General features: G+C 68.1%; 21 protein-coding genes. 8 read left to right on the top strand and 13 right to left on the bottom strand.

Annotated features, from left to right (window positions below):
- Positions 1–221 precede the first annotated feature (221 nt).
- The gene (gene fliP, locus ACRY_RS13175) at positions 222–983 is read left to right on the top strand and encodes a flagellar type III secretion system pore protein FliP (protein ID WP_007423339.1); all 762 of its coding nucleotides are present in this window, start codon (positions 222–224) and stop codon (positions 981–983) included.
- A gap of 39 nt (positions 984–1,022) precedes the next feature.
- Here fliP and ACRY_RS13180 read toward each other — a convergent pair whose 3' ends face one another.
- Together ACRY_RS13180 and ACRY_RS13185 are read right to left on the bottom strand one after the other, a co-directional pair.
- Positions 1,023–2,420: a sensor histidine kinase gene (locus tag ACRY_RS13180; RefSeq protein WP_007423338.1), complete on the bottom strand. Its 1,398-nt coding sequence runs from the start codon at positions 2,418–2,420 to the stop codon at positions 1,023–1,025.
- Between the two features lie 5 nt (positions 2,421–2,425).
- Positions 2,426–3,355 (bottom strand): patatin-like phospholipase family protein, encoded by a 930-nt coding sequence (locus ACRY_RS13185; RefSeq protein WP_012039835.1) that lies wholly within the window; start codon positions 3,353–3,355, stop codon positions 2,426–2,428.
- A 217-nt stretch (positions 3,356–3,572) separates the two neighbouring features.
- Here ACRY_RS13185 and rpmH point away from each other — a divergent pair, with 217 nt between their 5' ends.
- The 6 genes from rpmH to argB all read left to right on the top strand — a co-directional run bounded on the left by rpmH (position 3,573) and on the right by argB (position 7,885).
- Positions 3,573–3,707: a 50S ribosomal protein L34 gene (gene rpmH, locus ACRY_RS13190; RefSeq protein ID WP_007423336.1), complete on the top strand. Its 135-nt coding sequence runs from the start codon at positions 3,573–3,575 to the stop codon at positions 3,705–3,707.
- A gap of 67 nt (positions 3,708–3,774) precedes the next feature.
- Entirely contained in the window at positions 3,775–4,137 is a 363-nt protein-coding gene (gene rnpA / locus ACRY_RS13195; protein ID WP_007423335.1) for a ribonuclease P protein component, read from the top strand.
- Positions 4,134–4,388, top strand: a complete 255-nt coding sequence (gene yidD / locus ACRY_RS13200) for a membrane protein insertion efficiency factor YidD (protein ID WP_007423334.1) — start codon at positions 4,134–4,136, stop codon at positions 4,386–4,388. The genes rnpA and yidD overlap by 4 nt, the downstream gene beginning before the upstream one ends.
- A complete protein-coding gene (gene yidC, locus ACRY_RS13205; protein WP_012039836.1) occupies positions 4,381–6,186 on the top strand; it encodes a membrane protein insertase YidC in 1,806 nt (601 codons plus the stop codon). The genes yidD and yidC overlap by 8 nt, the downstream gene beginning before the upstream one ends.
- Before the next feature lie 10 nt (positions 6,187–6,196).
- Complete coding sequence (gene yihA / locus ACRY_RS13210) at positions 6,197–6,826, top strand: ribosome biogenesis GTP-binding protein YihA/YsxC (RefSeq protein ID WP_007423594.1); 630 nt, start codon at positions 6,197–6,199, stop codon at positions 6,824–6,826.
- Positions 6,827–6,985: 159 nt separating this feature from the next.
- Entirely contained in the window at positions 6,986–7,885 is a 900-nt protein-coding gene (argB, locus tag ACRY_RS13215; RefSeq protein WP_196796266.1) for an acetylglutamate kinase, read from the top strand.
- A 51-nt stretch (positions 7,886–7,936) separates the two neighbouring features.
- Here argB and ACRY_RS13220 read toward each other — a convergent pair whose 3' ends face one another.
- The 3 genes from ACRY_RS13220 to ACRY_RS19715 form a co-directional block, all read right to left on the bottom strand.
- Complete coding sequence (locus ACRY_RS13220) at positions 7,937–9,607, bottom strand: methyl-accepting chemotaxis protein (RefSeq protein ID WP_012039838.1); 1,671 nt, start codon at positions 9,605–9,607, stop codon at positions 7,937–7,939.
- A 147-nt stretch (positions 9,608–9,754) separates the two neighbouring features.
- Positions 9,755–11,047 (bottom strand): hemolysin family protein, encoded by a 1,293-nt coding sequence (locus tag ACRY_RS13225; protein ID WP_012039839.1) that lies wholly within the window; start codon positions 11,045–11,047, stop codon positions 9,755–9,757.
- A gap of 8 nt (positions 11,048–11,055) precedes the next feature.
- Entirely contained in the window at positions 11,056–11,256 is a 201-nt protein-coding gene (locus ACRY_RS19715) for a hypothetical protein (RefSeq protein ID WP_138919191.1), read from the bottom strand.
- Here ACRY_RS19715 and ACRY_RS13230 point away from each other — a divergent pair.
- The gene (locus tag ACRY_RS13230) at positions 11,255–13,966 is read left to right on the top strand and encodes a glycosyltransferase (protein WP_012039840.1); all 2,712 of its coding nucleotides are present in this window, start codon (positions 11,255–11,257) and stop codon (positions 13,964–13,966) included. The two genes, ACRY_RS19715 and ACRY_RS13230, sit on opposite strands and share 2 nt — an antisense overlap.
- A gap of 75 nt (positions 13,967–14,041) precedes the next feature.
- On the opposite strand, the gene leuB is transcribed toward ACRY_RS13230, so the two are convergent.
- The 8 genes from leuB to ffh all read right to left on the bottom strand — a co-directional run bounded on the left by leuB (position 14,042) and on the right by ffh (position 20,955).
- Positions 14,042–15,154 (bottom strand): 3-isopropylmalate dehydrogenase, encoded by a 1,113-nt coding sequence (leuB, locus tag ACRY_RS13235; RefSeq protein ID WP_012039841.1) that lies wholly within the window; start codon positions 15,152–15,154, stop codon positions 14,042–14,044.
- A gap of 53 nt (positions 15,155–15,207) precedes the next feature.
- Positions 15,208–15,828 carry a 3-isopropylmalate dehydratase small subunit gene (gene leuD, locus ACRY_RS13240; RefSeq protein WP_043509179.1) on the bottom strand — a complete coding sequence of 207 codons (621 nt, stop codon included), beginning with the start codon at positions 15,826–15,828 and terminating at the stop codon, positions 15,208–15,210.
- Complete coding sequence (gene leuC, locus ACRY_RS13245; protein WP_012039843.1) at positions 15,828–17,228, bottom strand: 3-isopropylmalate dehydratase large subunit; 1,401 nt, start codon at positions 17,226–17,228, stop codon at positions 15,828–15,830. The genes leuD and leuC overlap by 1 nt, the downstream gene beginning before the upstream one ends.
- Positions 17,229–17,453: 225 nt before the next feature.
- Positions 17,454–17,828, bottom strand: a complete 375-nt coding sequence (rplS, locus tag ACRY_RS13250; RefSeq protein ID WP_012039844.1) for a 50S ribosomal protein L19 — start codon at positions 17,826–17,828, stop codon at positions 17,454–17,456.
- A 27-nt stretch (positions 17,829–17,855) separates the two neighbouring features.
- Complete coding sequence (trmD, locus tag ACRY_RS13255; protein ID WP_007421702.1) at positions 17,856–18,560, bottom strand: tRNA (guanosine(37)-N1)-methyltransferase TrmD; 705 nt, start codon at positions 18,558–18,560, stop codon at positions 17,856–17,858.
- A complete protein-coding gene (gene rimM, locus ACRY_RS13260) occupies positions 18,557–19,066 on the bottom strand; it encodes a ribosome maturation factor RimM (RefSeq protein ID WP_012039845.1) in 510 nt (169 codons plus the stop codon). Before rimM ends, trmD begins: the two co-directional genes overlap by 4 nt.
- A gap of 15 nt (positions 19,067–19,081) precedes the next feature.
- A complete protein-coding gene (gene rpsP / locus ACRY_RS13265) occupies positions 19,082–19,426 on the bottom strand; it encodes a 30S ribosomal protein S16 (RefSeq protein ID WP_007421700.1) in 345 nt (114 codons plus the stop codon).
- A 155-nt stretch (positions 19,427–19,581) separates the two neighbouring features.
- Positions 19,582–20,955: a signal recognition particle protein gene (gene ffh, locus ACRY_RS13270; protein WP_012039846.1), complete on the bottom strand. Its 1,374-nt coding sequence runs from the start codon at positions 20,953–20,955 to the stop codon at positions 19,582–19,584.
- Positions 20,956–21,075 lie beyond the last annotated feature (120 nt).

Genomic DNA, 21,075 nt, shown 5'->3' on the forward strand with positions numbered 1-21,075 from the left:
GCGGGACTTGCCGCAATTCTGCGCCGACTCCGTCTGACCAGCGCCTTGACAGGGATTGCCTCCGCTTGGGGCGTGACGGCCCAGACACAGTCCTGCCGAGTCGGCCGCAGCACGACATTGTCGATCGTTACACTGGGCGACTTCAGTTTTGTTGTCATGAATGGCCCGCGATCGGACCAAATACAGCTCTTGCCGACGGCTCGGCACGGGAACGACACCTGATGAACCGGCGTACACGCACCGGCGTGCTGCTGGGGGCCGGCCTCGGCCTTGCCCTCCTGGCCTTGCCTCACGCCGCCCATGCCCAGTCGGTCAATCTCGATCTCGGGTCGGGAGGCGCGCCCGAAACCGCGAAGCTTATCCAGCTCATCGCGCTGATCGGCGTCATCTCGCTGGCGCCCAGCCTGCTTGTCATGCTCACGGCCTTCACGCGGATCGTCATCGTGCTGAGTCTGCTGCGCACGGCCCTCGGCACACAGACGACACCGCCAAACTCGGTGCTGATCGGACTTGCTCTGTTTCTCACCTATTTTGTCATGGCCCCGGTGTTCTCGCAGTCGTGGCACACCGGTCTCCTGCCGATGACCCAGGGCGATGTTGGCACGCTGGAGGGGCTGAAGCTCGCCGCCGCGCCGTTTCACACCTTTCTCGCTGATAATGCCCGCCCCGCCGATGTGCGGGTCTTCCTCTCGCTGGCACACATCAAGCCGCCGGCAAACATGCAGGATGTTCCTTGGCGCGCACTGATTCCCGGCTTCGTCGTCGGTGAGTTGCGCCGCGGATTTGAAATGGGCTTCATGATCTTCCTGCCGTTCATGGTGATCGACATCGTCATTTCCTCGATCCTGATGAGCCTCGGCATGATGATGCTGCCGCCCACCGCGGTGTCACTGCCATTCAAGATCATCTTTTTCGTTCTTGTCGATGGCTGGCAACTCGTCTGCGGCAGCCTGGTGAGAAGCTTTCCGCCCATACATTTCTAGTTGCGACTGGAACGTCTCCTCACCCTGCGTGACGGCCGGTCAGCCGGGGTCGAGCGGGATCGATATCCTGAAATGCGTTCCTCTGCTGCTCGTCGCCACGAGCGTAAGCTCGCCTCCATGGGCGCGCACCAGGTCACGGGCGATGGCGAGGCCCAGGCCCGTTCCACCGCTGCGGGCAGACCCTGTGAAGGGCCTGAACAGATTGGCCTGCGCCCGCTCGGGCAGACCAGGTCCGTCATCCACGATGTCGATGATGACCTGGCCGGCATCGATGCCGCTGCTGATGACGAGCCGGCCCGCCCCCGCCTCGGCGGCGTTGCGCATCAGGTTCAGCAAGGCGCGCTGCATCTGCGTTCTGTCCAGCGACGGCATGATTTCAGCTGGAATGTTCGTTTCGATGGTCAGGCGCTCGTGCAGCAGGCGCGTCTGCGCGGCGACGTCCGCGACCAGTTCCGCCAGGGGGCAGGCCGCTCTGACCAGAGGCGGCGGGCCCTCCCGGGCGAAACTGAGCGTATGAGTGACGAGATCCGTCGCGCGTTCGACCGCGTCGACCAGGGTCGTCGCGCCGCTGCGGATCGCGGGGTCAGCACTTCCGGAAAGCCGGTCAGCGACCAGCAACGCCGTCGATAATATGTTGCGCAGATCGTGGCTGATCTTGGCCACCGCCGTGCCGAGTGCCGCCAGCCTGGCGTTGCGCCACAGCGCGGCACGAAGCTCCGTCTGCATGCTTGCGAGTTCGCGCGCGGCAACCGCGATCTCGTCGTCCCTGAACTCATCCGCCGGCCGGATCGCAAGCGGCGCGGCGTGCTCGGGATCTTCCCGGAAGCGGGTGATGCTTTCCGTCAGCCGGCGCATCGGCAGCACGAGCACCCGGTTGAGCGCGACATAGACCACCAGTCCGGTCAGCAGCGCGATGGCGAGAGAGAGGGCCGCGGTATGGTCCGCATAGTGCCACAGATGCCTTGCGAGAACGGGATTGTGGACGACGATCTGCACGATGACATTCGGCTGCAGCGGACTTGGCGCGGTGACCAGCACATCGCGCGGGGCAAGGCCGAACTGCACATCGAGAGCCCTGAGAACGGAACCAAACAGGGTTTCGTGCGCGAGGTTGATCGAGCCCTCGGCGCGCACCGTCCCCCGCGGCGGCAACACCAGGATGCTGCGTCCGCCCTGCACGAGCCGGATCGCCTCGGTGCCGGACAGACGGAGCAATTCGTTGCGAGTCGACAGATCGACGACCCCATGCGGCGCGGTCGATACCGTCAGCGCCGCGAGATGGGCCTCGGTCACTCTATTCATCAGCCAGGCGCTGCGTTCATGGCCGAGGCTCGGCAACAGGATCATGACCTCGACAAGCAGCGTCACGATCACGGTCAGCCAGAGCAGCCGCGCCGACAGGCTGTGGCCGATCCATCGCCCGAAGACTTTGTTCATGGCGGTCAGGCGGCCCTCGCGCGGAAAGCGGCGCGCCCTTCCTCGAACAGGCGATCGAGAAAGGCACGGTCCGCATAGGCCCGCGATTCGGGCGAAAGGCCGGCCAGGGCACGATCGGCCGGATATTCGATGAAGGTCAGCGTCGGCGGCAGCAGGGCGCATTCAGCGTCGATCGCCGTCTGGAAGGCGAGTTCCTGCACCCGATTGAGAATATCGGCCGGCTGGCTCGGCACGCCGGCCCGAAGCCGGCTCTGCGCCCGAATCAGCACCAGCCTCTCGGGATCGAGCGCCAGCAACGGACCGAGAGGCGGATTGCCCGAATACGCCCCGTCCCAGTAAGCGATTCCATCGATCAGCACCGTCGGAAACAGGGTCGGCAGGCAGGCGGAAGCCAGAAGGGCGTCGACCGTGATGTCCTGATTCGTGAATATGCGTGACAACCCCGATTCCACGGCGGTCGCCGCAATGAACAGCCGCGGCGCCGAAGGATCGGCCAAGGCGGCACGATCGAGCAAATCCGTCAGGATCGGACGCAGCGGATTCTGCCCCAGCGGGTTGATCGACGCGTGTCCAAACATGCTGAGAACCGTCGCAATACCCTGCATTGCAAGGTTGCTGCCGAATTCGCGCCCGACCTCGAAGCCGGGCAGCCAGCGGTCGAGATGCGACGTCAGCGGCGCCAGCACGTTGGTCGCCACCACCCGGTCCCAGAACTGCGCCATCGCCGCCCGGGCGCCGTCCGCCCCGCCGCGAACGAAACCCTGGACGGCCATCGTGCCCAGAATGGCGCCGGAGGAAACACCGCAGACGGCGTCGAACACCTCCCCGGCGGCCAGCAATGCGTCGAGAACACCCCAGGCATAGGCGCCGTGCGAGCCGCCGCCCTGCAGGGCCAGCGCAGTGCGACAACGATACGGTTGCTGTGAGGTCATCATCGCAATCTGCACAATCGCATATGGGTTGGGCAAGCGGAACCGCGCCGGCACGCGGCGGTTCAGCCGTCTTTGTTGACGTCGGGCAGGACAATGCCTAAGAGGACGGACCGAAGGGAGCCGCTCCGGACGGAACGCGGCGCTCTGCCTGTTTTCCGAATTCAACCGGCGGCAGGTTGCCCGCAACCACCGCCATACGGCAGTCATTGGAGTAGAGACCGTGAAGCGCACCTACCAACCCTCCAAGCTCGTTCGCAAGCGCCGCCATGGTTTCCGCTCGCGGATGGAGACCGTCGGCGGCCGCAAGGTGCTGGCAAGCCGTCGCGCGAAGGGCCGGAAGCGTCTTTCCGCCTGACGTTCCTTCGCGTTCGCCCGGGCCCGCACATCGCGCTGCGTGGCCGGGCCCGGAACCAGTCACGATCATGCGCGCCGCGCCCTTCCAGTCTCTGCCCCAGCGTGCCGATTTCCTCCGTGCCGCTGCCCATGGGCGGAAGGCGGCGCGCGAAGGTTTCGTCGTACAAATCCTGCTGACAATGCCCGGCGCGCCCGTCCGCCTCGGCCTGACCGCGAGCCGGAAGGTCGGCAACGCGGTCATCCGGAACCGGGCACGCCGCCGGCTTCGTGCGCTCGCTCGCGAAGAATTGCGCCACCGATCGGTTTCCGGGGCGGACATCGTCCTGATCGCCCGCAAAGGCACGGCAACCGCCGAATTTTCAAGCCTCCGCGCGGATTTCCGCGCCGTGCTCGACGCGGCTTTTCCCCCTGCGGCGGCAGACGCGCGATGAACACGGCGACGAAGTTGCTGCGTGGCGGGGTGCGGGCCTATCAACTGACGCTGTCATCTGTCCTCGGCGGGCAGTGCCGCTTCTATCCTTCGTGCAGCGCCTATGCGATGGAAGCGCTCGCGGTTCATGGCGCGCTGCATGGTTCCGCCCTCGCCGCACGGCGCATCCTGCGTTGCCATCCCTGGAATCCGGGCGGGGTCGATCCCGTCCCACCGGCCCATCACCACGATGAGATGAAACAGAATGGATAATCGACGGCTTCTCTACTCGATCTCGATCTCTCTGGTGATCCTCGTGCTGTTCCAGGTCATCGCGAGCTACGTGCTGCCGCCGCCGAAAAAGGCGCCGCCGCACCCGGCCACGCAGACAGCGCAGACACAGCCGGTCTCCGGCCAGCCCGCGCCGGGCGTGCCGGCCCCCAGCGCGGTGCCGCCCGCGGCCGCGCCGGGCGGCGTCGCGGCGAAGATACCCGCCGGCCCGCGCCTCGCGATCTCGACCCCGCTGCTGCGCGGATCGATGAGCCTGGTCGGCGCCCGGCTGGATGACCTCGTGCTCACCCGCTATCACCAGACGGTCAAGAAGACGTCGCCGCTCGTGCAGCTGCTCTCGCAGGCCGGCACGGCGAAATCCTATTACGTCCAGTTCGGCTGGGATGCAGCACCCGGCAGCTCCCTCAAGGTGCCCGGTCCCGATACGGTGTGGACCAGCTCCGGCGGGGACCTCTCGCCCGCCCACCCGGTGACGCTGTCATGGAACAACGGCGCCGGCGTGACCTTCGAACTCAAGCTTGCGGTCGACCGCCAGTATCTCTTCACGGTCCAGCAGCGCGTGATCAATCACGGCGCGGCGGCGGTCGAGGTCTATCCCTGGTCGCGCATCCGCCGCGACTTCCTGCCGGAGGAGCCGGGCTCGTTCACCCTCCACAAGGGGCCCATCGGCGTCTTTCACGGCACGCTGCACGAGATGGGCTATGAGGGCGTGAAGTCGGGCGGGAAGCATCCCGCCGCCGGCGATGCGCCCGGCACCGCGTATCAGACGACCAATCTCGGCGGCTGGGCCGGCATCACCGGCAAATACTGGCTGACCGCGCTCATCCCGAGCCAGGGCCGCGAGGTGATCGGCGCCTATCGCTACCTCGCGGATCCCGGCCAGCCGGAGCACGGCGGATACCAGGTCGACTACATGACCGCGAAGCCCGTCGATGCCGCCCCCGGCGCCACCGCGTCGACCACGACCCACGTCTTCGCCGGCGCCAAGGTGCTGAGCATCCTGAGCCACTACGAAACGCAATACCGCATCCCGCTGTTCGAACGCGCGATCGATTTCGGCTGGTTCTTCTTCCTCACCAAGCCGATCTTCATCGCGCTCGACTACCTCGCCGGCGTGTTCGGCAACATGGGGGTGGCGATCATCGTCTTCACCATCGGGCTGAAGCTGGTGCTGTTCCCGCTGGTCCGCACCTCCTACCGCTCGATGGCGCGGATGCGCGCGATCACCCCGAAGGTCCAGGCGCTGCGCGAGCGCTACAAGGACGACCAGATGCAGCAGCAGAAGGAGATCATGGCGCTCTACAAGGCCGAAGGCGTCAACCCCGCCGCCGGCTGCCTGCCGATGCTGCCGCAGATCCCGATCTTCTTCTCGCTCTACAAGGTCATCTTCATCTCGATCGGCATGCGCCACGCGCCCTTCGTGCTGTGGATCCACGACCTCTCGGCCGAGGACCCGACCAACATCTTCAACCTCTTCGGCCTGCTGCCGTTCCACCCGAGCGCGCTGTCGCCCTTCCTGCATCTCGGCATCCTGCCGATCATCATGGGCATCACGATGTGGGGTCAGCAGCGGCTGAATCCGCCGCCGCCGGACCCGACCCAGGCGAAGATGATGCAGTTCATGCCGGTGATCTTCACCTTCATGCTCGGCCGCTTCGCCGCGGGGCTGGTGCTGTATTACTGCGTGAACAACACGCTCACGATCCTGCAGCAATGGACGATCATGCGCGGCACCAACGCCGCCCCGCGCGCCGCCGCCAACCTCAACGCCAAGGGTTGAGCGCGGCGCCATGGAAGAGACCGACCCGATCGAGGAAGGGCGGAAACTCTTCGCCCGCGGGGCGCGGTTCTTCCATGCCGCGCAGACCGCCGAGGGCCTGCCCGAGCCGGAAGGCATCGAGATCGCCCTCGCCGGCCGCTCGAATGTCGGCAAGTCGACGCTGATCAACGCGATCACCGGCCAGGTGGCGCTCGCCCGCGTCGCCCAGGCGCCGGGGCGCACCCGCCAGCTCAACTTCTTCCGCATCGGCGACGGGCCGCTGACCATCGTCGACATGCCGGGCTATGGCTACGCCGCCGCCCCCAAGGCGGTGAAGCGGGACTGGCAGGGCCTGATGTTCCGCTATCTGCGCGGCCGGCCCAACCTGCGCCGCGTCCTGCTGCTGATGGACGCGCGGATCGAGGACAAGCCGGCCGACCACGCGGTGATGGAACTGCTCGACCAGGCGGCGGTGTCCTTCCAGGTCGTGCTGACCAAGGCCGACAAGATGAAACCCGAGGCCCTCGCCAGCAAGCTCGCCTCGATCGGGGCGATCGCCCGGCGGCATCCGGCGGCGCTGAACGAGGTGCTCGTCACCTCCGGCGAAACCGGCGCCGGTATTGCCGAACTGCGCGCGGTGATCCACGGCCTGCTGGCTTGACCGCCCGCGCCCGGTTCCATAGAGCACTTTCCGATCCTGCCGGATCGGATGCAGTGCTCTATCGTATTGAAAATTAGAGCATCTTTATCCGACCAGATGACCCCATCCGGTCGGGTGACGCTCTGGACCGCCGGAAAAGCAAGGAAAGATCCTGCCGTCATGACGATTTCCGACCGCCACGCCGACGCCGCCGAACAGGCCCGCATCGTCGCCCTCGCCCTGCCCTATCTGCGCCGCTATGCCGGGGCGACGATCGTGGTGAAATATGGCGGCCACGCGATGGGCGAGGAATCGCTCGCCGAGGAATTCGGGCGCGACATCGCCCTGCTCAAGCAGGTCGGCATCAATCCCGTGGTGGTGCATGGCGGCGGGCCGCAGATCAACGCGATGCTCAAGCGGCTGGCGATCCAGTCCACCTTCGTCGATGGCCTGCGGGTGACCGACGCGGCGATGGTCGAGGTGGTCGAGATGGTCCTCGCCGGCACCGTCAACAAGATGGTCGCCGGGCTGATCAACCGGGCCGGCGCGCTGGCCGTCGGCATCTGCGGCAAGGATGGCGGGCTGATCCGCGCGCGCAAGCTGACGCGGACGAGGCGCGACCCCGAGGGCGCGATCGAGCGCGCGCTCGATCTCGGCTTCGTCGGCGAGCCGGAGCATGTCGATGTCCGGGTGATCCATGCGCTGACCGGCGCCGGGCTCATCCCCGTCGTCGCCCCCGTCGGCGTCGGCGCGGATGGCGCGACCTACAACATCAACGCCGATACGGTGGCGGGCGCCATCGCCGGCGCGCTCGGCGCCAACCGGCTGCTGATGCTGACCGATGTCGCCGGCGTGCTCGACCGCAACGGCAAGCTCATTCCCGATCTCAGCATCGCCGAGGTCGAGGCGCTGCGCGCCGACGGGACGATTTCCGGCGGGATGATTCCGAAGGTCGAAACCTGCATCGAGGCGGTGCGACAGGGCGTGAAGGGGGCGACGATCGTCGATGGCCGCGTGCCCCATGCCTGCCTGCTGGAACTGTTCACCGAAGGCGGCATCGGCACGCTGATCCACGCGTGAGGGCGGCACCCGGCGGGCTTTCCGCCGGGCGGCGAGCGGACCCCGCGCGGTTCAGGCGACCTTTGCGGGCAGGCGCACCACGTTGGCGCCGGCGGCGATGCGGAACCGGCTGAGCAACTGCGCCAGGGTCGCCGCTTCGGACGACATGCCGTGGCTGGCCGCGGTGGTCTGCTCGACCATGGCGGCGTTTTGCTGGGTCACCTGATCCATCTGGTTGACGGCGGTGTTGACCTCGGCGAGCCCGGTCGACTGTTCTTCCGACGAGGCCGCGATGTCGACGATCAGGCCGTTGAGCGCCGAGACCTGCCGGGCGATGCGCTCGAGCGCGGCGCCGGTTTCGCCCACGAGTTCGACGCCGGCGCCGACCTCGCGATCCGAGGTGGCGATGAGCTGCTGGATCTCGCGCGCGGCGGAGGCCGAGCGCTGGGCCAGGGCGCGGACCTCGGTGGCGACGACGGCGAAGCCGCGGCCGGCCTCGCCCGCGCGCGCCGCCTCGACGCCGGCATTCAGGGCGAGGAGGTTGGTCTGGAAGGCAATTTCGTCGATCAGCCCGCTGATCTGCCCGATCTGGCGGGATGACGCCTCGATTGCGCTCATCGCCGCGACCGCGCGCTGCACGATCTCGCCCGAATGATCGGTCTCGGAGCGCGCGTCGCCGACCAGTTTCCGGGCCTCGCCGGTGCCGGCGGCGGTGCGCCGCACGGTGGCGGTGATCTGTTCCAGCGCCGCGGCCGTCTGTTCGAGCGTCGCGGCCTGCTGTTCGGTGCGGCGGGCCAGATCGTCCGACGCCGCGGTGATTTCCTGCGCGCCCGAACGCACCGCGTCGGCGTTGCGGGCAATCATCGCCATCGCGTCGTGAAGCTGGCGGATCGCGCCGTTGAAGTCGGTGCGGAGCTTTTCGTATTCCGCGGCCAGCTTCTCGTCGAGCCGGAACAGCAGGTCGCCGCCGGCGAGGCGCTCGAGGCCGGTGCCGAGGGCGGCGATCGCGTGCGCCTGCTGGTGGGCGCGCGTGACACGCTCGGCATCGAGGGCGCGCCGCGTATCCTCGGAAAGCTGCCGCAGGGCGATCGCTTCCCCGGCCGTCCTGACCTGCTCGGCGAGCACCTTCCGCAGGGAATCGAGATCGGCGCGGATGCAGGCCATGCTGCGCGGATCGCCGGTCACCGTCCCCTCCGGCAGGTCCAGCTTCCTGACGCCGACGAAGATGATCGCGATCGTCTCGTGGTTGGCGATGACCGGCTCGTAGATGGCGAAATAGGGTTCGCCGAGGATTTCAGCCTCGCCGCGATAGGTCTTGCCCATGCCGAGCACGGCATCGTGGATCGGGCCGGGGGCGAGTCTCGTGCCGACCGCGCGGGTGCCGTCCGGCTTCTGGACATTCGTGGCCACCCGGACGTCGCGCATGAAGATGGTCACGGCGCCGCCGTATTGCGTCTTGATCTCGTCGACGACACGATCGTCGCCATTGATGCGGTAGGCGCCGAACCAGAGTTCGTCGTTCTCGATGCGCGCCGGGCCGAGGGCCGCGAGACGGGCGCGCAGGCCATCGATGTTCCGGTCGAGCCCGTTCTGCGCGACCATGTCGCGATGCGCCTCGCTCGCGGCGATCGCCACGGCGTTCAGATCCCGCGCGAGGGCGGAGATGCGGCGGCGGACGCCGAGCAGAATGGCGGCGATGGCGCCGGCCGCGGCCAGGACGATGCCGGCCAGTATCCAGACCATCGTCACCGGCCCCGCGACCGGCCGGCGGACGGGACGACAATCCTGACGGGATGGCGTTTCATGGATCGGGCTCCCCTTGACAGGCTGGGCCTAGCAGCGTGGATCACCGACCCCGCATAGCAGGCGGGACTTAATGAAAGCCTAATTTCACGGCACGGCCGTGGGATCGCGGCTGACGCGCACGAGTTCCACCCGGCGGCCGTTCATCGCCAGCACCTCGAAGCGCCAGCCGCCGAAGGCGATCGCGTCGCCCTGGCGCGGCACCCGCTTGAGCAGGGCGAGCAGGAAGCCGCCCAGCGTGTGATACGAGCCGTGGGCGGGCAGGTTCTCCAGCCCGAACTTGTGCGCCACCTCGTCGATCGGTTCGAGACCGTCGAGCTCGTAGCGGTCGGGCGCGGGTTCGCCGGCCTCGCCATAGCCCGCCTCCTCGACATCGCCGACGATCGCCTCGAGCAGGTCGCCCACCGTCACCATGCCCTCGAAGCTGCCATATTCGTCGAGCACGAAGGCGACGCCGAGCGGGTCGGATTTCAGGCGCTCCAGCGCATCGAGCGCGGAGATCGCGTCCGGCACGGCGAGCGGCTGGCGCAGCGCGGTGGCGATCGAGATGTCCTTGCCGTCCAGCATCCGGTCGAGGATGTCCTTGGCCTGGACGATGCCGACCACATTGTCGATGCTGCGGTCGCAGACCACGAAGCGGGAATGCGGCGCGGCCTTCAGCGAGGAGATCACCTGGCCGCGCGGGGCGGTGCGGTCGAGCCAGGCGATGTCCTGCCGCGGCGTCATGATCGCGCGGATCGGCTTGTCGGCGAGGCGCATGACCCGCTCCATCATGTCCCGCTCCTCGTATTCGAGCATGCCGGATTCGGTGCCCTCGGCGAGGATGGCCTTCAGCTCCTCCTCGCTGATCGCCCGGCGGTGCGGATCGACCGGGCCGAACAGGCGCAGCACCAGGTCGGAGGTGAAGCCCAGCAGCCAGACCAGCGGCGAGGCGGCGCGGGCGAACATGTCGATCGGCCAGGCGACGAGGCAGGCGATCCGCTCGGCATTGCGCAAGGCGAGCTGCTTCGGCACGAGTTCGCCGAAGACGAGGGTGAGCAGCGTGACGCCGACGACGGTGAGCGCCAGCGCGATCGTGTCGGCGAGCGGGGCGAGCGGGCGGATCAGCGCGATCGCCGGCGCCAGCGAATGGGCGAGCTGCGCCCCGCCCACCACGCCGGTCAGCACGCTGATCGCGGTGATGCCGATCTGCACCGTGGGCAGGAAGCGCTCGGGCGTCTCGGCCAGCAGGCGCGCGCGCTCGGCGCCGCGCACGCCTTTTCGGGCGAACAGCGCGAGCGCCGCCTTGCGGGACGACACCAGCGCCATCTCGGCGAGGGCGAATCCGGCATTGAGCAGGATCAGCAAGGTCAAAATCAGTATCAGAACAACAACGTGCATACCTTACTTCAGTTCTGACATGAACCCAGGACAACGAAACCGAGCTTCACCGGCGTAACGATCTCCGATCCAGCAGCATAGCGGATGCGCAGGACATGAACCACACGCCACTCTTTAGCCATAATCCAGCCGACGCGATGCCGCACTGCACCGTCATGGGAGATGTTCAACGCGGACTTTTTCCGCGGGTCAACCGGATGATGGTTCATGACGCATCTCGCGCGCCTCCGCCCGATCGCTCCCCGGGTCAGCCCCCGCCAGACCAGGGCGGGCTGGCGTCACCCGGGCACATGGCTTGCAGCTCTTGGCGCTGCGGGCGCCACCTTTGGCATCTGGGCCGCGCTGAACCGTCCCGTGACGAACCTGCCGCCCTATCGCGGCGAAATCGGCGGCTTCGCCTTCTCGCCCTTTCACGCCGGCGAAAGCCCGCAGAGCGGGATCTACCCCTCGATCGCCCAGATCCGGTCGGACCTCGCACTCGTCGCGAAGCACACGCATGACATCCGGACCTACACCGTCCAGGGCGATCTCGGCCAGATTCCGGCGCTCGCCGCCCCCTACCACCTGAACGTCACGCTCGGCGCCTGGATCGACCAGCATCCGAAGGCGAACGAGGCCGAGCTGAAGAAGGTGGTCAAGGTCGCCAACGCCAATGCCGACGTCAAGGCCGTCATGGTCGGCAACGAGGTGATCCTGCGCCGCAACCTCACCGTGCCGGAACTCGCCGCCGACATCGAATACGTGAAGAAGCGCGTGCATGTGCCGGTCTCCACCGCCGAGCCCTGGCATGTCTGGCTGCACCACCCCGAGCTTGCGAAGTCGGTCGACTTCATCACCGTGCACCTGCTGCCCTACTGGGAGGGCGTGCCCGAGAAGGACGCCGTGCAGTATGCGCTGATGCGGTTGCACGAGGTGGAGAAGCGCTTCCCCGGCAAGAAGGTGGTGATCGGCGAGATCGGCTGGCCGTCGGACGGCATCGATATCGGCGCCGCCCGCGCCTCGCGCGTGCTGCAGGCCCGCTTCCTGCGCGATTTCTTCAACATCGCGCAGAAGCAGCATCTCGACTATTTCGTGATGGAAGCGTTCGACCAGCCCTGGAAGACGAGCTTCGAGGGCCGCGCCGCCGGCTACTGGGGCATGTGGTCGCTCGACCGCCAGGCCAAATGGTCGCTCACCGGCCCGGTGCAGCAGAACCGCGCCTGGCTCGCCTGGGCGCTCGGCTCCAGCCTGCTCGGCTTCCTCGTCACCCTGCTGATGCTCGGCGTCAGGCCCGACATCCGCTGGCCCGGCAAGATCCTGTTCGCGGCCCTGGTGCAGGGTTTCGGCGCCGCCCTCGCCTCGCTGCTGATGACGATGGGCGAGACCTATCTCTCCTGGTCCGCCGCCGCGGTCTGGGCCGCGCTCGCCGCCGGCCAGGCGCTGCTGCTCTTCCTGCTCGTCGCCGACAGTTTCGACCTCGTGGAAACCCTGTTCGGCCGGGTGCGGATGCGCCATTTCGAGCCGGTGCCCGCGGCCCCCGGCACGAAACTGCCCAAGGTCTCGCTGCATCTCGCCATCTGCAACGAACCGCCCGAGATGGTGAAGCAGACGCTGAACGCCCTCGCCGCCCTCGATTACGAGAATTTCGAGGTGCTGGTGATCGACAACAACACCAAGGACCCGGCGGTATGGGAACCGGTGGCGGCGCATTGCGCGCGGCTCGGCAAGCAGTTCCGCTTCTTCACCCTCGGCAAGCATCCCGGCTACAAGGCCGGCGCGCTGAACTTCGCCCTGCGCGAGACCGCGCCGGATGCCGAGATCGTCGGCGTGCTCGACTCCGACTATATCGTCGACCCCGACTGGCTGCGCTGCATGGTCCCCGCCTTCGCCGACCCGAATGTGGGCTTCACCCAGTCGCCGCAGGACTACCGCGACAATGACGGCTCGCTCTTCAAGCGGATGATGTTCTGGGAATATGCCGGCTTCTTCCATATCGGCATGGTCAACCGCAACGAGCGCAACGCGGTCATCCAGCACGGCACGATGACGTTGATCCGCAAGGCGGCCCTCGATGCCGAGGGCGGCTGGGCCGAATGGTGCATCACCGAGGACAGCGAGCTCGGCCTGCGGCTGTTCCGCGAGGGTTACGAGGCGGTCTATTCCAAGCGGAGCTTCGGCCGCGGCGTGATGCCGGACGATTTCAACGCCTTCCGCAAGCAGCGCTACCGCTGGGCCTATGGCGCGATGCGGATTTCCCGCCGGCACTGGAAGGCGTTCCTCTCGCCCTTCGACCGCACGCTGACGATCGGCCAGCGCTGGCACTTCGTCACCGGCTGGCTGCCCTGGATCGGCGATGCGCTGGGTCTCGCCTTCCTGCTGCTGGGCCTCGCCTGGTCGGCCGGTCTGATCCTCGATCCGGTGCGGTTCGAATTCCCGATCCTGCTGTTCATGCTGCCCTCGATCGGCCTGTTCGCCTTCAAGATCGTGCAGATTTTCGCGCTTTACGCCGCGCGGGTGCCGTGCGGCGTGGGCGACCGGCTGGGGGCGGCCGTCGCCGGGCTCGCGCTCTCGCACACGATCGGCAAGGCGGTGTGGAAAGGCCTGTTCACCAACTCGCTGCCCTTCATCCGCACGCCGAAGATGGAAAATGCGCCCGCCCTGGTGCAGGGGCTGGTAATGGTGCGCGAGGAGCTGATCCTGCTTGCCCTCACCTGGGCGGCGCTGCTCGGCGTCGGCTTCGGGCATCACTGGGCCACGCCGGAAAGCCGGCTCTGGTGCGCGGTGCTGTTCACCCAGTCGCTGCCCTATCTGGCCTCGGTCCTGGTCTCGATCATCGCGTCGATGCCGGCGAAGGCGCCGAAGCGGACGCGGATCAAGGCGCCGGCGCTGCTGCCGCAATCGCGGATGCCGATCAGCGCGCGCACCGCGGCCGGCGACTGACCGCGCTTCCTCCGGCTGAAACGAAAACGGGGCGGCAGGCGCAAACCTGCCGCCCCGATCCTTTTCCGGCCCGGATCAGCCGCCGAGCTTGTCGAGCTCGCGCAGCACCGCGTCGCCCATCGTGCGCGTGCCGATCCGCGCCGTGCCCTTCTGCTCGATATCCGCGGTGCGCATGCCGCTCGCGAGCACGTTGGAGACGGCGGCTTCGATCGCCGCCGCATCCTCCTGCATGTCGAAGGAATAGCGCAGCAGCATCGCGAGGCTGAGGATCTGCGCCAGCGGATTGGCCAGGCCCTTGCCGGCGATGTCCGGCGCCGAGCCGTGGATCGGCTCGTAGAGCGCATGCCGCCGCCCCGCCGCATCCGGCGCGCCGAGCGTCGCCGAGGGCAGCATCCCGAGCGAGCCGGTCAGCATCGAGGCCAGGTCGGAGAGCAGGTCGCCGAACAGGTTGCCGGTCACGATCACGTCGAACTGGCGCGGATTCTTCGCCAGCTGCATCGCGCAATTGTCGGCGTACATGTGCGAGAGCTGCACGTCAGGATATTCCTCCGCCCCGAGGGCGGTGACGGTCTGCCGCCAGAGCAGGCCGGATTCCATCACGTTCGCCTTCTCGACGCTGGTCAGCCGCCCCTGCCGCTTGCGCGCCAGCTCGAAGGCGACGCGCGCCACCCGCTCGATCTCCGGCGTGGTGTAGACCTCGGTGTTGATCCCGCGCTTCGTGCCATCCGGCAGGGTCTCGATCCCGCGCGGCTCGCCGAAATAGATGCCGCCCGTCGATTCCCGGACGATCATGATGTCGAGCCCGCGCACGATCTCGGGCTTGAGCGGGCTCGCGTCGATCAGCGCGTCGAACACCGGCGCGGGGCGCAGGTTGGCGAACAGGCCGAGGCGCTTGCGCAGTTCGAGAATGGCGATTTCCGGCCGGTTGTCGAAGGGCTGCGAATCCCATTGCGGCCCGCCCACCGCGCCGAACAGCACGGCATCCGCCTCCAGCGCGCGCTCGATCACCGGTTCGGTGATCGGCTTGCCGGTCGCCTCGATCGAGGCGCCGCCGACGAGATCCTCGGCGAGTTCGAACCGGGCTCGGCCGCTGCGCGCCAGCCAGTCGATCACCCGGCGGGCTTCCGCCATCACCTCGGGGCCGATGCCATCCCCCGGCAGGAGCAGCAGTTTCCGGTTCGCAATCATGGTCGTCTCTCCCTTGGGGTCGCGTTCGGCGGTGGTGGAGCGGGGCGGGCGGATCAGACGGTCTCGATCCGCGGCCGCCAGGCCGCGCCGTCCAGCTTCGCCTCATAGGCGTCGATCGAGGGCGCCTTCTCCAGCGTCAGGCCGATATCGTCGAGCCCCTCCAGCAGGCAGCGCTTGCGGAACGGATCGATCTCGAACCCGTAGGTCTCGCCATCCGGCCGCGAGACGGTCTGCGCCGCGAGATCGATGATGATCCGCGCATTCGCCCCCGATTCCGCATCCTCCATCAGCGCCTCGCATTGTTCGCGCGGCAGCACGATCGGCAGGATGCCGTTCTTGAAGCAGTTGTTGAAGAAGATGTCGGCGAAGCTCGGCGCGATCACGCAGCGGATGCCGAAATCCAGCAACGCCCAGGGCGCGTGCTCGCGCGACGAGCCGCAGCCGAAATTCTCCCCGGCGACGAGGATATGCGCCTGCCGGTAGGGCTCGCGGTTCAGCACGAAATCCGGGTTCTCGCTGCCATCCTCGTTGTAGCGCAGCCCGGCGAAGGCGTGCTTGCCCAGCCCCGAGCGCTTGATCGTCTTGAGGAAGCGCGCCGGGATGATCTTGTCGGTATCGACATTCGCCATCCTGAGCGGGGCGGCGACCGCCTCCAGCCGTTCGAACCTGTCCATCATGCCATCTCCCGCGGATCGGCGAGCGCGCCGGTAATTGCCGAGGCCGCCGCCATCGCCGGCGACACCAGATGCGTGCGCCCGCCCGGCCCCTGCCGGCCCTCGAAATTCCGGTTCGAGGTGCTGGCGCATCGCTCGCCCGGCTTCAGCTTGTCGGGGTTCATGCCGAGGCACATCGAACACCCCGCCTCGCGCCATTCGAACCCGGCATCGAGAAACACCTGGGCGAGGCCCTCGGCTTCGGCCTGCGCCTTCACCAGCCCCGAGCCCGGCACCACCATGGCGCGGACATGGCCGGCGACCTTCTTCCCCCGCACGATCCCGGCGGCAACCCGCAGATCCTCGATCCGCGAATTGGTGCAGGAGCCGATGAACACCGCGTCGATCTTCGTGCCCTTCAGCGCCTGCCCCGGTGCGAGGTCCATATACTGCAACATGCGCTCCATCTGCGCCCGGCGGCCGGCATCCGGCTCGGCCGCGGGGTCGGGCACGTGGCCGGTGATCGGCACCACCGTCTCCGGGCTGGTCCCCCAGGTCACCTGCGGCACCAGGGCGGACGCGTCGATCGTCACCACCCGGTCGTACTGCGCGCCCTCGTCGGAGGCGAGCGTCTTCCAGTAGTCGATCGCCCGCTCCAGCGCCTCGCCCTTCGGCGCGTAGGGCCGGCCGCGCACATACTCGAACGTCGTCTCGTCCGGCGCGATCAGCCCGGCCCGCGCCCCCGCCTCGATCGACATGTTGCAGACGGTCATCCGCCCCGCCATGTCGAGCGCGCGGATCGCCTCGCCGGCATATTCGATCACGTGCCCGGTGCCGCCGGCGGTGCCGATCTCGCCGATGATCGCCAGCACGATGTCCTTCGCCGAGCAGCCCGGCGGCAGCGTGCCATCCACCCGCACCAGCATGTTCTTCGCCGGCTTCTGCAACAGCGTCTGCGTCGCCAGCACATGCTCGACCTCGGAGGTGCCGATGCCGAAGGCCAGCGCGCCCATCGCGCCATGGGTCGAGGTGTGGGAATCGCCGCAGACGATCGTCATCCCCGGCAACGAGATCCCCTGCTCCGGCCCGATCACGTGAACGATGCCCTGCCGCGCATCGGTCACCGGAATATAGGGCACGCCAAAGGCGGCGACATTCTGTTCGAGGGTCGCGACCTGCAGCGCGCTCTCCGGCTCGGCGATGCCGGCGGCGCGGTCCTCGGTCGGCACGTTATGGTCGGCGACCGCGATGGTCGCATCCACCCGCCGCACCTTGCGCCCGGCCATCCGCAGCCCCTCGAAGGCCTGCGGGCTGGTCACCTCATGGACGAGATGCCGGTCGATATAGAGAACCGCGGTGCCGTCCGGCATGCGATCGACGACATGCGCCGCCCAGATCTTGTCGAACAATGTCGAAGCCATGCGTGCGTCCTCCGGCTCAAGGTGCCGGACCGGGCGGGAATCACCCGCGCCCGACATGAGCGTCACGCTCCGGACACCTTCAAGGTTTCGGTCAGAGCGGCATCGGGCGGCAGACGCGCAAGCGCCCGCGTGATGCCCCTCCGGCTGAAACCGTGCTGCGCGGGCGGCGCGCCGCCCGGCGGGGATGGCAGGGGGCGCGTGGCCCCCTGGCGCTCCCCCGGCGCGTCAGTCGGCGTTGGTCTCGCGCGCGGCCTCGGCGATGCGGGCGGACTTGCCGCGGCGGCCGCGCAGGTAATACAGCTTCGCCCGGCGCACCACGCCCCGGCGGGTGACGGCGATCTCGGTCACATTCGGCGAATAGAGCGGAAACACGCGCTCCACGCCCTCGCCATACGAAATCTTCCGTACGGTGAAGTTCGAGTTGATGCCGCGATTCGACCGCGCGATGCACACGCCCTCGAACGCCTGGATGCGGGTGCGCTCGCCCTCGGTCACCCGGACCGAAACGCGGAGATTGTCGCCCGGCTTGAAGTCCGGCACGGCGCGGGCTTCCGCGAGCTTGCCGATCTGCTCGGCGTCGATGGTCTGGATCACGTTCATGTCTGGCATCCTTTCGGGGGAGTTCATTTACGGAAGAGCCGGCTGGCTGGCAATGTGCCGGGCCCATAGATCTGGTCTGCGCCGCCTGGTCACGGCCTCGGCCTCGGCGCGGCGCCAGGCGGCGATGGCGGCATGATGGCCGGAGAGCAGCGCCTCCGGCACCGCCCGCCCCTGCCACACGGCCGGGCGGGTATAATGCGGATATTCGAGCAGCGTGCCGTCCGAGAAGCTTTCCTCCTCGGCGCTCTCCGCCGCCCCCATCACGCCCGGCAGCAGGCGGATGGTGGCATCGAGCAGCGCGAGCGCCGCGATCTCGCCGCCCGAGAGCACGAAATCGCCGAGGCTGATCTCCTCGGCTTCGTTGGCATCGAGGGCGCGCTGGTCGAACCCCTCGAACCGGCCGCAGAGCAGCACGGCACCCGGCCCTTCGGCAAGCCGGCGGATGCGCGCCTGGGTCAGCGGCGCGCCGCGCGGCGTCAGGGCGATCAACGGTCGCCCGTCCCGCGCCTGGCCGATCGCGGCATCCAGCACGTCCGGCCGCAGCACCATGCCCGCGCCGCCGCCGAACGGCGTGTCGTCCACCGCGCGATGCCGGCCGAGGCCGAAATCGCGCAGGTTCACGCAATCAAGCGCCCAGATGCCCGTCTCCAGCGCGCGTCCGGCCAGCGACTGGCCGAGCGGCCCCGGAAACATCTCGGGGAACAGGGTGATGATCGTGGCGCGGAAGCTCATTCCCGCATCTCCACCTCGACCGGCCGCACCACCACGGCGCGGCCGCCCGGCAGGTCGATCTCCGGCACCACCGCGCGGGTGAAGGGCAGCAGCGAGCCGTCGGAGAGTTCGATGCTCGCGCCGGCGCCGAAATCATGCACCGCGCGGATCGTGCCGAGTGCCGCCCCATCCGGCCCCACCGCGTGCAGCCCGATGAGGTCGGCGAAGTAGAATTCGTCCTCGTCCTCGGGCGGCGGCAGGTCGGCCCGGCGCACATAGAGCCGGAGATTGGTCAGCTTCGCCGCCGCATCGCGGTCGGCGATCGCGGCGGCCTCGTCGCCCTCGCCGATGGTGACGCGCGCGATCCCCGCCCCGGTCCAGGCCAGCCCGACCCGCCGGCCGCGCTCGTCGCGCAACGGCAGCTCGGCCAGCCCCTCCGGGTCCGGCGAATAGGTGGTGACATGCACGGCCCCGCGCACACCGTGGGGCCGGCCGATCACGCCCATCAGGATCAGGCGATCATCCATCGCTCAGCCGCGAAATCAGGCCTCGGCGGCCTTGGCGCGCTCGGCGGCGCGCTCCTGCGCCTTCTTCTTCGGCGCGGACTGCACGGGCTGCTCGCGGAACGCCGGCATCGGCGCGAGGCCGGCCTTGCCGATGAAACGGGCGACGCGGTCGGTCGCCTGCGCGCCCTGGCTCAGCCAGTGCGTCACCCGATCGGTCACGAGGCGGATGCGATCCTCGTGATCGGCCGGCAGCATCGGGTTGTAGGTGCCGATCCGCTCGATGAACTTGCCATCGCGCGGACTGCGCGAGTCGGCGACGACGATGTGGTAGAACGGCCGCTTCTTCGCACCCGCGCGGGCCAGTCTGATCTTCAACGACATTCCATTGTCTCCTGGTCAGTAGTCTCGATGGCGGCCAGCCCGGCCGCCGTGGTGTCAGTCCGGGCCAAAGCCCGTTATTTCGCTCCGGGCCGAAGCCCGTTATTTCACTCCGGGCCGAAACCCGCGGTTTTCAGTCCGGGCAAAAACCCGCGATCTCAGAACGGGCGGCGCCCGCCTCCCTGCGGCAGCAGCGCGGCCAGCCCGCCGCGCGCGAGGCCCTTCTGGCCCAGCTTCTGCGCCCGCTTCATCATGTCCTTCATCTGCTCGAACTGCTTGAGCAGCCGGTTGACCTCCTGCACCGAGGTGCCCGAGCCCGCCGCCACGCGCTTCTTCCGGCTCGCCTTCATGATGTCCGGATTGGCCCGCTCGGCCTTGGTCATCGAGGAGATGATCGCCGCCTGCCGCTTCAGGATCGAGGTGTCGAGATCCGCCTCGGCGAGCTGCTGCTTGATCTTGCCCACGCCGGGCAGCATGCCCATGATGCCCGACAGCGAGCCCATCTTGGTGATCTGCTTGAGCTGCTCGGCATAATCCTCGAGGTCGAACTTGCCGCGCGCCATCTTCTTGGCGAGCTGTTCGGCCTTCTGCTGGTCGACATTCTCCGCCGCCTTCTCGACCAGGCTGACAATGTCGCCCATGCCGAGGATGCGCCCGGCGATGCGCTCGGGATGGAACGGCTCCAGCGCATCGAGCTTCTCGCCCATGCCCATCAGCTTGATCGGCGCGCCCGTCACCGCCCGCATCGACAGCGCGGCGCCGCCCCGCGCGTCGCCATCGAGCCGCGTCATGACGATGCCGGTGATGCTCACCGCCTCGTTGAACGCCGTCGCCGTGGCGAGCGCGTCCTGGCCGGTCATCGCGTCGACCACCAGCAGCGTCTCCGCCGGCGCGGTCACGTCGCGGATCGCCTTGACCTCGTCCATCAGCGCCTGGTCGATCGCGAGCCGTCCGGCGGTGTCGAGGATGACGACGTCGAACACCTCGCGCCGCCCGGTCTCCATCGCCCGCCGCGCGATCTGCACCGGCGTCTCCCCCGGCACGATCGGCAGGCTCGCCACCCCGGCGCGCTCGGCCAGCTGCGCGAGCTGGAGCTGTGCGGCCGGGCGCTGGGTATCGAGGCTCGCCAGCAGCACCTTCTTGCGCTGCTTCTCCTTGAGCAGGAGCGCGATCTTGCCCGAGGTCGTGGTCTTGCCCGAGCCCTGCAACCCGACCATCAGGAACGGAATGGGTGATGCCGCGTTGAGGTTGAGCGGCACCGCCCCCTCGCCGCCGAGGGCGTCGACCAGCGCGTCGTTGACGATCTTGACGACCTGCTGCCCCGGCGAGACCGCCCGCAGCACCTCCGCGCCCACCGCCTGCAACCGCACCTTGGCGATGAAATCCCGCACCACCGGCAAAGCGACGTCGGCTTCGAGCAGCGCGAGGCGGATATCCCGCATCGCCTCGATCACATCGCTTTCGGACAGCGCGCCGCGCCGGCGCAACCGGTCGAAAACATCCCCGAGCTTGCCCGACAGGGCGTCAAACATCGCAACCCGCTCCATCAACGAAAAACGCGCCGCGGTGCGAAACTCGCAGCGCGACGGCTCTATTCCGCTCCGCCTATGGCCGAATTTCCCGCCGCTGGCAAGCGCGTCCCCAAACGAAAG

Origin of the sequence: Acidiphilium cryptum JF-5 (assembly GCF_000016725.1) — a bacterium.
Lineage (GTDB): Bacteria > Pseudomonadota > Alphaproteobacteria > Acetobacterales > Acetobacteraceae > Acidiphilium > Acidiphilium multivorum.

Bases quoted from the DNA above. Each gene is read 5' to 3' on its own strand.
- rplS (WP_012039844.1), bottom strand. From the start codon at position 17,828: ATGAACGTGATCCAGACCATCGACGCCGAGCAGATCGGCAAGCTCGCG.
- leuB (WP_012039841.1), bottom strand. From the start codon at position 15,154: ATGATTGCGAACCGGAAACTGCTGCTCCTGCCGGGGGATGGCATCGGC.
- ACRY_RS13220 (WP_012039838.1), bottom strand. From the start codon at position 9,607: ATGGTCTGGATACTGGCCGGCATCGTCCTGGCCGCGGCCGGCGCCATC.
- ACRY_RS13230 (WP_012039840.1), top strand. From the start codon at position 11,255: ATGACGCATCTCGCGCGCCTCCGCCCGATCGCTCCCCGGGTCAGCCCC.
- leuD (WP_043509179.1), bottom strand. From the start codon at position 15,828: ATGGACAGGTTCGAACGGCTGGAGGCGGTCGCCGCCCCGCTCAGGATG.
- yihA (WP_007423594.1), top strand. From the start codon at position 6,197: ATGGAAGAGACCGACCCGATCGAGGAAGGGCGGAAACTCTTCGCCCGC.
- ACRY_RS13180 (WP_007423338.1), bottom strand. From the start codon at position 2,420: ATGAACAAAGTCTTCGGGCGATGGATCGGCCACAGCCTGTCGGCGCGG.
- yidC (WP_012039836.1), top strand. From the start codon at position 4,381: ATGGATAATCGACGGCTTCTCTACTCGATCTCGATCTCTCTGGTGATC.
- ACRY_RS13225 (WP_012039839.1), bottom strand. From the start codon at position 11,047: ATGCACGTTGTTGTTCTGATACTGATTTTGACCTTGCTGATCCTGCTC.
- rimM (WP_012039845.1), bottom strand. From the start codon at position 19,066: ATGGATGATCGCCTGATCCTGATGGGCGTGATCGGCCGGCCCCACGGT.
- leuC (WP_012039843.1), bottom strand. From the start codon at position 17,228: ATGGCTTCGACATTGTTCGACAAGATCTGGGCGGCGCATGTCGTCGAT.
- ACRY_RS13185 (WP_012039835.1), bottom strand. From the start codon at position 3,355: ATGATGACCTCACAGCAACCGTATCGTTGTCGCACTGCGCTGGCCCTG.
- fliP (WP_007423339.1), top strand. From the start codon at position 222: ATGAACCGGCGTACACGCACCGGCGTGCTGCTGGGGGCCGGCCTCGGC.
- rpsP (WP_007421700.1), bottom strand. From the start codon at position 19,426: ATGTCGTTGAAGATCAGACTGGCCCGCGCGGGTGCGAAGAAGCGGCCG.
- rnpA (WP_007423335.1), top strand. From the start codon at position 3,775: ATGCGCGCCGCGCCCTTCCAGTCTCTGCCCCAGCGTGCCGATTTCCTC.
- trmD (WP_007421702.1), bottom strand. From the start codon at position 18,560: ATGAGCTTCCGCGCCACGATCATCACCCTGTTCCCCGAGATGTTTCCG.
- argB (WP_196796266.1), top strand. From the start codon at position 6,986: ATGACGATTTCCGACCGCCACGCCGACGCCGCCGAACAGGCCCGCATC.
- yidD (WP_007423334.1), top strand. From the start codon at position 4,134: ATGAACACGGCGACGAAGTTGCTGCGTGGCGGGGTGCGGGCCTATCAA.
- ACRY_RS19715 (WP_138919191.1), bottom strand. From the start codon at position 11,256: ATGAACCATCATCCGGTTGACCCGCGGAAAAAGTCCGCGTTGAACATC.
- ffh (WP_012039846.1), bottom strand. From the start codon at position 20,955: ATGTTTGACGCCCTGTCGGGCAAGCTCGGGGATGTTTTCGACCGGTTG.